Source organism: Salmonella sp. SA14318, assembly GCF_029866905.1.
In the GTDB taxonomy this organism is placed as follows: Bacteria; Pseudomonadota; Gammaproteobacteria; order Enterobacterales; family Enterobacteriaceae; genus Salmonella; species Salmonella enterica.
In genome coordinates this window covers 1185522-1197449 of sequence record NZ_CP123282.1, presented here as the reverse complement: position 1 = coordinate 1197449, position 11928 = coordinate 1185522, and the positions used below count along the sequence as shown (strand labels likewise).

The 11928-nt window shown below is 51.0% G+C and carries 13 protein-coding genes; 5 read left to right on the top strand and 8 right to left on the bottom strand.

The window, feature by feature from the left end; genetic code table 11:
• Nucleotides 1–42: 42 nt before the first annotated feature.
• Nucleotides 43–1164, bottom strand: a complete 1122-nt coding sequence (gene tyrA / locus QEN32_RS05675; protein ID WP_076936962.1) for a bifunctional chorismate mutase/prephenate dehydrogenase — start codon at nucleotides 1162–1164, stop codon at nucleotides 43–45.
• Between the two features lie 9 nt (nucleotides 1165–1173).
• A complete protein-coding gene (gene aroF / locus QEN32_RS05670) occupies nucleotides 1174–2244 on the bottom strand; it encodes a 3-deoxy-7-phosphoheptulonate synthase AroF (RefSeq protein WP_001168062.1) in 1071 nt (356 codons plus the stop codon).
• 439 nt (nucleotides 2245–2683) lie between these two features.
• On the opposite strand from aroF, the gene QEN32_RS05665 reads away from it, so the two are divergent.
• Entirely contained in the window at nucleotides 2684–3202 is a 519-nt protein-coding gene (locus tag QEN32_RS05665) for a YfiR family protein (protein ID WP_001212379.1), read from the top strand.
• Nucleotides 3195–4415, top strand: a complete 1221-nt coding sequence (gene dgcN / locus QEN32_RS05660) for a diguanylate cyclase DgcN (RefSeq protein ID WP_001030985.1) — start codon at nucleotides 3195–3197, stop codon at nucleotides 4413–4415. Before QEN32_RS05665 ends, dgcN begins: the two co-directional genes overlap by 8 nt.
• Nucleotides 4416–4571: 156 nt before the next feature.
• Here dgcN and rplS read toward each other — a convergent pair whose 3' ends face one another.
• The 5 genes from rplS to ffh all read right to left on the bottom strand — a co-directional run bounded on the left by rplS (nucleotide 4572) and on the right by ffh (nucleotide 8201).
• Nucleotides 4572–4919 (bottom strand): 50S ribosomal protein L19, encoded by a 348-nt coding sequence (gene rplS / locus QEN32_RS05655; RefSeq protein ID WP_000065257.1) that lies wholly within the window; start codon nucleotides 4917–4919, stop codon nucleotides 4572–4574.
• Nucleotides 4920–4959: 40 nt separating this feature from the next.
• A complete protein-coding gene (gene trmD / locus QEN32_RS05650) occupies nucleotides 4960–5727 on the bottom strand; it encodes a tRNA (guanosine(37)-N1)-methyltransferase TrmD (protein ID WP_000469807.1) in 768 nt (255 codons plus the stop codon).
• A gap of 44 nt (nucleotides 5728–5771) precedes the next feature.
• A complete protein-coding gene (gene rimM / locus QEN32_RS05645) occupies nucleotides 5772–6320 on the bottom strand; it encodes a ribosome maturation factor RimM (RefSeq protein ID WP_000043266.1) in 549 nt (182 codons plus the stop codon).
• Nucleotides 6321–6338: 18 nt separating this feature from the next.
• On the bottom strand, nucleotides 6339–6587 hold the full coding sequence (rpsP, locus tag QEN32_RS05640) for a 30S ribosomal protein S16 (RefSeq protein WP_000256453.1): 249 nt from the start codon (nucleotides 6585–6587) through the stop codon (nucleotides 6339–6341).
• 252 nt (nucleotides 6588–6839) lie between these two features.
• Nucleotides 6840–8201: a signal recognition particle protein gene (gene ffh, locus QEN32_RS05635; RefSeq protein ID WP_000460052.1), complete on the bottom strand. Its 1362-nt coding sequence runs from the start codon at nucleotides 8199–8201 to the stop codon at nucleotides 6840–6842.
• A 165-nt stretch (nucleotides 8202–8366) separates the two neighbouring features.
• Here ffh and QEN32_RS05630 point away from each other — a divergent pair, with 165 nt between their 5' ends.
• The 3 genes from QEN32_RS05630 to QEN32_RS05620 all read left to right on the top strand — a co-directional run bounded on the left by QEN32_RS05630 (nucleotide 8367) and on the right by QEN32_RS05620 (nucleotide 11190).
• Nucleotides 8367–9158, top strand: a complete 792-nt coding sequence (locus QEN32_RS05630) for an inner membrane protein YpjD (RefSeq protein ID WP_001537507.1) — start codon at nucleotides 8367–8369, stop codon at nucleotides 9156–9158.
• Nucleotides 9159–9177: 19 nt separating this feature from the next.
• Nucleotides 9178–10464 carry an HlyC/CorC family transporter gene (locus QEN32_RS05625; protein ID WP_127172650.1) on the top strand — a complete coding sequence of 429 codons (1287 nt, stop codon included), beginning with the start codon at nucleotides 9178–9180 and terminating at the stop codon, nucleotides 10462–10464.
• 120 nt (nucleotides 10465–10584) lie between these two features.
• The gene (locus QEN32_RS05620; RefSeq protein WP_001727770.1) at nucleotides 10585–11190 is read left to right on the top strand and encodes a hypothetical protein; all 606 of its coding nucleotides are present in this window, start codon (nucleotides 10585–10587) and stop codon (nucleotides 11188–11190) included.
• Nucleotides 11191–11224: 34 nt separating this feature from the next.
• On the opposite strand, the gene grpE is transcribed toward QEN32_RS05620, so the two are convergent.
• Nucleotides 11225–11815 (bottom strand): nucleotide exchange factor GrpE, encoded by a 591-nt coding sequence (gene grpE, locus QEN32_RS05615; RefSeq protein ID WP_001518875.1) that lies wholly within the window; start codon nucleotides 11813–11815, stop codon nucleotides 11225–11227.
• Nucleotides 11816–11928 lie beyond the last annotated feature (113 nt).

Below are 11928 nucleotides of genomic sequence, written 5' to 3'. Positions count from 1 at the left end.
GAAAAAAGCCAGCAAAGCTGGCTTTTAGTATAGATGTCATCATTATGGTCGGCTGTCATTCGCCTGACGCAATAACACACGGCTTTCATTCTGGAAGCGTCTGGCATAATCGCCAAACCAGTGTTCAACTTTGCGAAAACTGTCGATAAAAGCCTGCTTATCACCCTGTTCCAGTAACCCGATCGCATCGCCAAAACGTTTATAGTAACGCTTGATAAGCGCCAGATTGCGCTCCGACGACATAATAATGTCCGCATACAGCTGCGGGTCCTGGGCGAACAGACGCCCGACCATCGCCAGCTCCAGTCGATAAATCGGCGATGATAGCGCCAGAAGCTGCTCAAGCTGGACGTTCTCTTCCGCCAGATGCAGCCCATAAGCGAAGGTAGCAAAGTGGCGCAGCGCCTGGATAAAAGCCATGTTCTGATCGTGCTCGACAGCGCTAATTCGGTGCAACCGCGCGCCCCACACCTGGATTTGCTCAAGGAACCACTGATACGCTTCCGGTTGACGCCCATCACACCAGACCACCACCTGCTTCGCCAGGCTCCCGCTGTCCGGACCAAACATCGGATGCAAGCCCAACACGGGGCCATCATGGGCCGCCAACATTGCCTGCAACGGACCGCTTTTCACCGATGCCAGATCGACCAGAATACAGTCGGACGGCAGGGGCGGCAGTTGCGCTATGACCTGTTCAGTAACATGAATCGGCACGCTGACGATCACCATTCCGGCATCGGCGACAATGGCCCTGGCGCGCGGCCAGTCCTGCTGTTCCAGAATACGGACCTGATAGCCCGACAGCGTGAGCATTTTTTCAAACAGACGCCCCATCTGTCCGCCGCCGCCCACAATGACGACCGGACGCAGAGAAGGACAAAGCGTTTTGAACCCCTTATCATTTTCGCTGGAGTAAGATTCACGCATTACCCGGCGCAGGACATCTTCAATGAGATCGGGCGGGACACCGATCGCTTCTGCTTCCGCCCGTCGTGAAGCCAGCATAGAGGCCTCACGCTCCGGCACGTAAATAGGCAGGCCAAAACGGCTTTTCACCTCGCCGACTTTGGCAACCAGTTCCAGGCGCTTAGCCAGTAAATTCAACAACGCTTTATCGACATCATCTATTTGATCGCGTAACGCGGTCAATTCAGCAACCATAACAACCTCTTATGCGACGCGCACCGCCAGCTGGCCGCTCAAATCTTTATGAATTTCACGTAACAGGGCATCGGTCATCTCCCAGCTAATACAAGCATCGGTGACGGAAACGCCATACTTCATTTCGCTGCGCGGCTGCTCGGAAGACTGATTACCCTCATGAATATTACTTTCAATCATTAAGCCAATGATTGAACGATTGCCATCTTTAATCTGCGCAACCACAGATTCGGCAACGGCTGGCTGGCGGCGATAATCTTTATTGGAGTTACCATGACTGCAATCTACCATCAGCGAAGGACGTAGTCCCGCCTGTTCCATCTCTTTTTCACACTGAGCGACATCTGCCGGGCTATAGTTTGGCGCTTTGCCGCCACGCAGAATTACATGGCCATGCGGATTTCCCTGGGTTTGCAATAACGCAACCTGACCGGCCTGGTTAATGCCAACAAAACGATGAGGTTGCGCAGCGGCGCGCATGGCGTTAATCGCTGTCGCCAGGCTGCCATCCGTGCCGTTTTTAAAGCCGACCGGCATAGAAAGACCAGACGCCATTTCGCGGTGGGTTTGCGATTCGGTTGTGCGCGCGCCTATCGCCGACCAGCTAAACAGATCGCCCAGGTATTGCGGGCTGTTCGGATCCAACGCTTCGGTCGCCAATGGCAACCCCATATTCACCAGTTCCACCAGTAGCTGACGCGCTATTTTCAACCCGGCTTCCACATCAAATGAGCCATCCATGTGAGGATCGTTAATCAGCCCTTTCCAGCCGACGGTAGTCCGCGGCTTTTCAAAATAGACGCGCATTACCAGATAGAGGCTATCGCTGACCTCTGCGGCAAGGGCTTTAAATCGACGGGCATATTCCAGAGCGGTTTCAGGATCGTGAATAGAACAAGGACCGCATACCACCAACAGACGCGGATCGCGCCCGGCAATAATGTCAGAAATGATTCCCCGGGACTGCGCTATCTGCGCTTCCTGCGCCAGGCTCAACGGAAAGGCCGCTTTAAGCTGCTCCGGCGTCATTAATACCTGTTCATCGGTGATACGTACGTTATTCAGCGCGTCTTTTTGCATGATGGCGATCCTGTCTTTTCTTGTTTGCGATAGTTGATCCTCCACGAGGATGTTTAAACCATACCACAAAAAGTAAAGATTTCAATCCATATTACGTAAAATAAACTTTACACCATGCGCAATCGTCGATTGAACCCCTTCATTTCGTATCAAAAACTTTACACAACAAGTGAATTATTTTATTCCCAGCCTCAGAAAAGCGGTAAAATGAGCGATGCTCGCTATTTTTTGATTATTTTTTCTCCGCACACATATTTTTACTTTCTGATATAGGGTGATTAATACCATTATCACAAGAATTTAATATTAGGGATGCCATTTAAATTATTCATATTATCAATAAGAAATAATGACGATATGGCAAAATAATGTTATTTTGCTACAAACAATCACGGATGTATTTTAATGCTTTACGACTGAAGATGGTGAGGACTTGTTAATGCGTTTTTCTCACCGATTTATCCTTCTGTTATCGCTATTATTAGCAAGCTTGCCTCTGTATGCTCAACGCGTCACGGAAGAAGAGAAATCCGTACGCGCCATCGTCTCCGGTATCGTCAGTTATACACACTGGCCAGCGTTATCCGGGCCGCCAAGGCTATGCATATTTTCATCTGCGCGTTTTGTCAGGGTACTTAGCGAAGAGGCTGACTGGGCTTTCCCTTATCAACCGCTTGTCATCCGTACCACACAAGAAGCCCTGAGCGCCCGCTGTGATGGTTTTTACTTTGGCAATGAATCGCCAGCTTATCAGGTGGAGTTAACGCGTCATTATCCAGTTAATGCCTTGTTATTAATTGCCGAGCAAAATACCGAATGTATTATTGGCAGCGCATTTTGTCTGATCATTAACAATGATGAAGTCAAATTTTCCGTCAACCTGGACTCCCTCTCGCATAGCGGCGTGAGAGTAAATCCAGAAGTATTAATGCTTGCACGGAATCAAAAGCATGAATAAGGAATTTTCTCTGTCCAGGCCAACATTTAAACGCACACTACGGCGGATTAGTATAATCAGCGTGCTGCTTACAATGACATTGATCTGGCTATTAATTTGCGTTGCGTCTGTCCTTACACTCAAACAGTATGCGCAAAAGAATCTCGATTTGACCGCCGCCACAATGGCCCATAGCCTTGAAGCGGCACTGGTATTTTCCGATAACGCGGCCGCAGCGGAAACGCTCGCCACACTGGGACGCCAGGGACAATTTTCAGCGGCGGAGGTCCGCGATAAAAATGGCCGTACTATCGCCTCATGGCGCTATGATGCGCGAGCCGCAGACGATAAGCTCATTGGCTTAATTAGCCACTGGCTTTTTCCATTGCCGGTATCACAACCCGTCTGGCACAACGGCAGGGCCATCGGCGAAGTACGGCTTGTCGCCCGCGACAGCCTTATTGGTCATTTTATCTGGCTATCGCTGGCAGTGCTGACAGGATGTATTCTGCTGGCATCCGGCATTGCCCTGCTGCTCACGCGTTATTTACACAATGGCGTTGTGGATGCGCTGCAAAATATTACTGAAGTTGTACACGACGTTCGCACTAACCGAAATTTTTCACGCCGGGTACCTGATGAGCGTATTGCGGAATTTCACCTGTTTGCGCAGGATTTCAATAGCCTTCTGGATGAGATGGAAGAATGGCAGCTACGGCTTCAGGCTAAAAATGCCCAGTTACTACGTACCGCGCTGCACGATCCGCTGACGGGGCTTGCCAATCGCGCGGCATTTCGCAGCTGTATTAACGCGCTGATGAAGGACAATTCCGCTCGTAGCAGTTCGGCATTGTTATTTCTGGATGGCGATAACTTTAAATATATTAATGATACCTGGGGACATGCGGCAGGCGACCGCGTACTTATAGAGGTTGCCAAAAGATTAGCGGAATTCGGTGGTAGCCGTTATCAGACTTACCGACTCGGCGGCGATGAATTTGCGATGGTGCTTTACGATGTACATTCGGAATATGAAGTACAACGTATTTGCGCAGCGCTATCCCAGGCGTTTAATCGACCTTTTGAACTGCATAACGGCCAGCGGATAACGATGACCCTGAGTATTGGCTTTGCGCTGACATGGGAACATGCCACTGCCGAAAAACTACAAGAACTGGCCGATCGAAATATGTATCAGGCTAAACACCGGCGTGCGGAGCGCTCGCTAAACTAAGGAACGGGCCTGGCCGTTTCTGACTCAGCGTTGAGACCACAGACCCAACCTAATCATGCAACCGTCTATGGCGTGGAGCAAACCCATAAAAAAGGGGCCAGCGTAATGCCAGCCCCTTCTTTTCTACAAGCTTTCGGATGTTGCGAAAGCGCGTTCTTAGTTAAGACGCTCTTTGATACGAGCCGCTTTACCAGTACGCTCACGCAGGTAGTACAGTTTAGCTTTACGAACAGCACCACGACGTTTAACAGCAATGCTGTCAACTACCGGAGAGTGAGTCTGGAAGACACGCTCAACGCCTTCGCCGTTGGAAATTTTACGAACAGTGAATGCAGAGTGCAGACCGCGGTTACGAATAGCGATAACCACGCCCTCGAATGCCTGCAGACGTTTCTTGGTACCTTCAACAACCCATACTTTCACTTCCACGGTATCGCCCGGACGGAAGGAAGGTACGTTCTGCTTCATCTGCTCTTGTTCAAGTTGCTTAATAATGTTGCTCATAATTTAATCTCTTATCCTGGGTAAACTGATATTCGGGGGCCTATGCCATCCCATCATGTTTATGCTGCTGTTGTGCGTGTTCTGTTTTGAACTCCGCCAGCAACCTTGCTTGCTCTTCAGTCAGAGCCAGGTTTTCCAGAAGTTCAGGTCTTCTAAGCCAGGTTCGGCCCAGCGACTGTTTCAAACGCCAGCGACGTATCTCAGCATGGTTTCCCGACAGCAATACTGGCGGTACTTCCATCCCCTCTAACACTTCAGGGCGCGTATAGTGCGGACAATCCAGCAACCCATCAGCAAACGAATCTTCGATTGCTGATGCTTCATGCCCCAGAACTCCCGGTATAAACCGGGCCACGGAGTCAATCAGCGTCATTGCCGGTAGTTCGCCACCGCTGAGAACGTAATCGCCAATTGACCATTCTTCGTCAATTTCGGTCTGAATTACGCGCTCATCTACGCCTTCGTAGCGACCACACACCAGAATGAGTTTCTGATTCGTGGCCAGCTCGCTAACGCCCGCTTGATCAAGCTTGCGTCCCTGAGGCGACAGATAAATCACTTTAGCGCCTTCACCTGCCGCGGCTTTTGCTGCGTGAATGGCGTCCCGCAAGGGTTGCACCATCATTAACATCCCTGGTCCGCCGCCGTAAGGACGATCGTCCACGGTACGGTGCCGGTCATGCGTGAAGTCGCGAGGACTCCAGCTTTGGATGTTCAGCAGGCCTTTTTTTACTGCCCGGCCAGTTACCCCGTAATCGGTAATTGCGCGGAACATTTCAGGAAACAGGCTAACTATGCCAATAAACACGAGCCAATCCCCATAACGCCATTTATTACCGTTTATTCGGTGGTTTAAAAACCAGGATCCCAGTCTACTTCGATAGTACGAGTAGCGAGATCGACTTTCTTGATAACCTGCCCATCGAGGAACGGTACTAGTCGTTCCTTGATACCAAATGCATCTTTCAGGTTCGCCTTAATGACGAGAACGTCATTCGACCCGGTTTCCATCATGTCGATAACTTTACCGAGATCGTAGCCTTCAGCGGTGACTACCTGGCAACCCATCAGGTCTTTCCAGTAATAGTCTCCCTCCTCAAGCGCAGGAAGTTGCGAGGAATCCACGACAATTTCGCAATTGGTCAGAAGATTCGCTGCATCTCGATCGTCAACGCCTTTCAGCTTGATGATCAGATCCTGATTGTGGTGCTTCCAGCTTTCCAGCTGTACCTGCTGCCACTGACCCGCCTTCTGGATAAACCAGGGCTGATAGTCAAAAATGCTTTCGGCGTCTTCAGTGGAGGAAAACACTCTGAGCCAACCACGGATACCGTATGAAGAACCCATTTTCCCCAGTACAACCGGTTCAGCGGGTACTTGTGCGGCGAGTTGCTTGCTCATCATGACCACCGTGACAGATTAAGCTGCTTTTTTTACTTCTTTGATCAGCGCCGCAACGCGATCGGAAATGGTTGCGCCCTGGCCAACCCAGTGAGCGATGCGATCCAGATCCAGGCGGGTGCCTTCTTCTTTTTCGCTAGCGATTGGGTTGAAGAAACCAACGCGCTCAATGAAGCGACCGTTGCGTGCATTACGGCTGTCGGTGACAACAACCTGGTAGAACGGACGCTTTTTAGCGCCGTGACGAGCTAAACGAATAGTTACCATAACATCCTCTTGTGTGAATAAAACAACCGGGCCCCATCGAGGAACGGAGCCCGGCGTCATATTAAAAGCCCGAAAATTTTACTGATTTCTGGGAAAAAAGCAATCAACAGTTAATAACTCTGCTGTAGAAGGCCGTCGGCGGCGCAGCGAGTTCGGTGCCGGCGTGCGCGCAGCCACCGCAGCGTACACGCAGTACGTGAGGATGGCGAGCACACCCCGGTGCCGAAATAGCAAGTGAGCCAGGCAGGGAAATTAGCGGCCAGGGAAGCCTGGCGGCATCATCCCCTTCATACTCCGCATCATCTTCGCCATCCCGCCCTTCTTCATCTTCTTCATCATGCGCTGCATGTCGTCGAACTGTTTCAGAAGGCGGTTAACGTCCTGCACCTGCATCCCACAGCCCTGCGCGATACGACGCTTGCGGGAACCTTTGATGATTTCCGGCTTCGCGCGTTCTTTCAGCGTCATCGAATTGATGATCGCCTCCATACGCACCAGCACCTTATCATCCATCTGCGATTTAACGTTGTCCGGAATCTGCCCCATGCCCGGTAATTTGCCCATCAGACTGGCCATACCGCCCATGTTTTTCATCTGTTTGAGCTGTTCCAGGAAGTCGTTCAGGTCGAAACCGTCGCCTTTCTTCAGTTTGGTCGCCAGCTTCTCAGCCTGTGCGCGGTCAACTTTGCTTTCGATATCTTCGATAAGAGACAGTACGTCGCCCATGCCGAGAATACGCGAGGCGATACGATCCGGGTGGAACGGCTCCAGCGCGTCGGTTTTCTCGCCGACACCGAGGAATTTAATCGGCTTGCCGGTGATATGACGAATAGAGAGCGCCGCACCGCCACGCGCATCACCATCAACTTTGGTCAGCACCACGCCGGTTAACGGCAGCGCTTCGTTAAAGGCTTTTGCGGTATTCGCCGCATCCTGACCGGTCATCGCATCGACGACAAACAGCGTTTCTACTGGCTTGATAGAAGCGTGGACCTGTTTGATTTCGTCCATCATCGCTTCGTCAACGTGCAGACGACCGGCGGTATCCACCAGCAGCACGTCGTAGAATTTGAGCTTCGCTTCTTTCAGCGCGGCGTTGACGATATCAACCGGTTTCTGGCCGACATCAGACGGGAAGAAATCCACGCCAACCTGCTCAGCCAGCGTTTCGAGCTGTTTGATCGCCGCCGGGCGATAGACGTCGGCAGAGACGACCAGCACTTTCTTCTTGTGCTTCTCGCGCAAGAATTTACCCAACTTACCGACGCTGGTGGTTTTACCCGCCCCCTGCAGACCCGCCATCAATACTACGGCTGGCGGCTGCGCAGCTAAATTCAGCGTCTGGTTCTCTTCGCCCATCGCCGCAACCAGTTCGCTACGGACAATCTTGACGAACTCCTGCCCTGGGGTCAGGCTCTTGTTAACTTCATGACCAACCGCTTTCTCTTTTACGCGATTGATGAACTCACGCACTACCGGCAGCGCAACGTCAGCCTCCAGCAGCGCCATGCGCACTTCGCGCAGCGTCTCTTTAACGTTGTCTTCAGTAAGGCGCCCACGGCCACTGATATTGCGCAGCGTGCGCGACAAACGATCGGTTAAATTATCAAACATTGTCTCTCGCCTGGGGTGGAAACGGTTGGTCGCCGCAGCGACACAGTTACAGAATTTCGCCACAGTATACCATGAAGCCGTCTTTGTTGTTATGCAACGGTTGGAGCTGCGGTCACGTAACGCTATACTGCTTCTCTTTCTCACTGGTCAACTGTCGACACAACTATGCCCGTTTTTGCTTTACTTGCCCTTGTCGCCTACTCCTTCAGCCTCGCGCTGATCGTTCCCGGACTGTTGCAAAAAAACAGCGGCTGGCGGCGTATGGCTATTCTTTCTGCGGTCATCGCGCTGGTGTGCCATGCTGTCGCGCTGGAATCGCGTATTCTGCCCGGCGGCGACAGTGGACAAAACCTGAGCCTGCTGAATGTCGGTTCGCTGGTCAGCCTGATGATCTGCACGGTGATGACCATTGTCGCGTCGCGTAATCGCGGCTGGTTACTTCTGCCCATTGTCTATGCTTTTGCGCTGATTAACCTGGCCTTCGCCACATTCATGCCTAATGAATATATTACGCATCTGGAAGCGACCCCAGGCATGATGGTGCACATCGGTCTGTCGCTTTTCTCTTACGCGACGCTGATAATCGCCGCGCTGTATGCGCTACAGCTGGCGTGGATCGACTATCAGTTGAAGAACAAAAAGCTGGCGTTTAGTAATGAAATGCCGCCATTGATGAGCATTGAGCGCAAAATGTTTCATATCACGCAGATTGGCGTCGTACTGCTGACCCTTACTCTGTGTACCGGCCTGTTTTACATGCATAACCTGTTCAGTACTGAAAATATTGATAAAGCCGTGCTCTCTATCGTGGCATGGTTTGTCTATATCGTTCTGCTGTGGGGGCATTACCATGAGGGCTGGCGGGGTCGGCGGGTCGTGTGGTTTAACGTCGCAGGCGCGGGTATTCTGACGCTGGCCTATTTTGGTAGCCGCATATTACAGCAATTTGTAAGCTAAGCTTTTAAAGGAGTTTCCCCTGGAACACATCTCCACCACCACGCTGATTATCATATTAATCATCATGGTGGTCATCTCGGCCTATTTTTCCGGTTCCGAAACTGGAATGATGACGCTAAACCGTTACCGTTTACGCCATATGGCGAAGCAAGGTAATCGCTCGGCAAAACGGGTAGAAAAATTATTGCGTAAACCCGACCGACTGATAAGCCTGGTGCTGATCGGCAATAACCTGGTCAACATTCTTGCCTCGGCGCTCGGCACGATTGTGGGTATGCGGCTTTACGGCGACGCCGGCGTGGCTATCGCCACCGGGGTACTGACGTTTGTCGTGTTAGTTTTTGCCGAAGTCCTGCCCAAAACTATCGCCGCGCTCTATCCGGAAAAAGTGGCCTATCCCAGCAGCTTCCTGCTGGCGCCGTTACAGATACTGATGATGCCGCTGGTGTGGTTACTTAACACCATCACCCGCCTGCTGATGCGTCTGATGGGAATTAAAACGGACATCGTGGTCAGCGGGTCGTTAAGCAAAGAGGAATTACGCACTATCGTGCATGAATCCCGTTCGCAAATCTCTCGCCGCAATCAGGATATGCTGCTGTCGGTTCTCGACCTGGAAAAGGTCAGCGTGGATGACATCATGGTGCCGCGTAATGAAATTATCGGGATCGATATCAATGACGACTGGAAGTCTATCGAGCGGCAGCTCACCCACTCGCCGCACGGACGCATTGTGCTCTATCGCGATTCGCTGGATGACGCCATCAGTATGCTGCGCGTGCGTGAAGCCTGGCGGTTAATGGCCGAGAAAAAAGAGTTCACCAAAGAGATGATGCTGCGCGCCGCCGATGAAATCTATTACGTCCCGGAAGGTACGCCGCTCAGTACACAACTGATTAAATTTCAGCGCAATAAAAAGAAAGTCGGACTGGTCGTCAACGAATATGGCGATATCCAGGGGCTGGTCACCGTGGAAGATATTCTCGAAGAGATCGTCGGCGACTTCACCACATCGATGTCGCCGACACTGGCGGAAGAGGTCACACCGCAAAACGACGGTTCGGTCATTATTGACGGTACCGCCAACGTCCGGGAAATCAATAAAGCGTTTAACTGGCACCTGCCGGAAGATGACGCGCGCACCGTCAACGGGGTGATTCTGGAGGCGCTGGAGGAAATTCCGGTTGCTGGCACGCGCGTGCGCATTGAGCAGTACGATATCGATATTCTCGACGTACAGGAAAATATGATTAAGCAGGTAAAGGTTGTACCGGTAAAACCGCTGCGCGAGAGTGTGGCGGAGTAACCCAATGGCGAACTCCGGTTCGCCTTTTTTATCGCCGTCTTTTAAGATTCCATCAATTCCTGCCATTTACTTAACAATGCAATAATGTCTTTTCAGGCATTCAGAAAGGATATTGATGTTATGTCAGAAGATTATGTAATTGAATGGGATAAGAATTTTGCAGACGACCTCAACGTCGTCGCCAACGTTTTTTTATCGCACAACCCAACCTTATGGCCCACTATTTTCTCTCAACTTTCGACGCAACCTGAAATCTTTGAAGACGAAGATGAAGACGAATATGGGTTGCAGGACGTCCTGGATTGTAGCGGTGGCGATCTCGGAAATAACGATCTGGCACAGGCATTTTTACAAGTTCTACGCGGCGAAGGATTTATTCACCTCGTTGACTGGAAAGGTGAAGATGAAGAAGGCGAACTGGCTAATTTTGCCGCAGATCGCTTTTATGAACTCACAAAAAACCTGACGGATTCTGAGGAATTAAGAAATCTTCTTGTCGAAATAACCCAAGAGGATGAAATCTCCGATGTCTGTGAAGCCGGGGACCGTTACCTTGACGAGATCTTTGAACGCATCCAGACCGAACTCAATAAGAGGGGCTTCCAGATTTTTGATCTGAATGAAGGATCTGACACCTATAATGTGGTCGTTCTGCCAATGAGCGAATATAAAAAAATAGAGGATTTCAACACGCCGTGGCTGGAAGTGCAGGATTTTTTAAGCTAAAAAAATGGCCGACTTTACATCGGCCATCAGACTTTTACTTCGCCTTCGCTACCGTCACCATCGCCGCGCGAATGGTACGACCGTTCAGCGTATAGCCTTTCTGCATAATACCCAGCACATTGCCTGCCGGAACCTCTTCCGACTCCACCATCGCAATCGCCTGATGCACGTTCGGGTCCAGCGGCACGTTGGTCTCAGCAATCACTTCCACGCCGAACTTACGCACCACATCCAGCATAGACTTCAGCGTCAGCTCAATCCCTTCGACCATTGCCGCCATATCCGGATTGGCTTTGTCTGCGACTTCCAGCGCGCGATCCAGGCTATCGATTACCGGCAGCAATTCGTTGACGAACTTCTCGAGAGCGAATTTATGCGCTTTTTCGATATCCTGTTCAGTACGACGGCGCAGGTTTTCCATTTCCGCTTTGATGCGCAACACGGTGTCGCGTTCGCGAGTCTGGGCTTCTGCAAGCTGAACTTCCAGATTCGCAATTTTTTCATCGCGCGGATCCACCTGCTCAGCAGAATCGTTTGGTTCAACTGCCTCAACCTCTTCGTGCTGATCCATGATAATTTCTTCCGGGGCTTGCCCCTCAGGCGTTTTCTGTTCTTTACTACTCATGAATTTCTCCGCGTTTTTTTTCGCATTCATCTCGCTAACTTCGCTTATTATGGGGATCAGATTCAAGGTTTCAAGGGAAGTACTCACATTGTCATCAATCTTCGCTACAAGGA

Bases quoted from the DNA above. Each gene is read 5' to 3' on its own strand.
- rplS (WP_000065257.1), bottom strand. From the start codon at position 4,919: ATGAGCAACATTATTAAGCAACTTGAACAAGAGCAGATGAAGCAGAAC.
- rpsP (WP_000256453.1), bottom strand. From the start codon at position 6,587: ATGGTAACTATTCGTTTAGCTCGTCACGGCGCTAAAAAGCGTCCGTTC.
- QEN32_RS05620 (WP_001727770.1), top strand. From the start codon at position 10,585: ATGTCAGAAGATTATGTAATTGAATGGGATAAGAATTTTGCAGACGAC.
- QEN32_RS05665 (WP_001212379.1), top strand. From the start codon at position 2,684: ATGCGTTTTTCTCACCGATTTATCCTTCTGTTATCGCTATTATTAGCA.
- ffh (WP_000460052.1), bottom strand. From the start codon at position 8,201: ATGTTTGATAATTTAACCGATCGTTTGTCGCGCACGCTGCGCAATATC.
- aroF (WP_001168062.1), bottom strand. From the start codon at position 2,244: ATGCAAAAAGACGCGCTGAATAACGTACGTATCACCGATGAACAGGTA.
- tyrA (WP_076936962.1), bottom strand. From the start codon at position 1,164: ATGGTTGCTGAATTGACCGCGTTACGCGATCAAATAGATGATGTCGAT.
- QEN32_RS05630 (WP_001537507.1), top strand. From the start codon at position 8,367: ATGCCCGTTTTTGCTTTACTTGCCCTTGTCGCCTACTCCTTCAGCCTC.
- grpE (WP_001518875.1), bottom strand. From the start codon at position 11,815: ATGAGTAGTAAAGAACAGAAAACGCCTGAGGGGCAAGCCCCGGAAGAA.
- dgcN (WP_001030985.1), top strand. From the start codon at position 3,195: ATGAATAAGGAATTTTCTCTGTCCAGGCCAACATTTAAACGCACACTA.
- rimM (WP_000043266.1), bottom strand. From the start codon at position 6,320: ATGAGCAAGCAACTCGCCGCACAAGTACCCGCTGAACCGGTTGTACTG.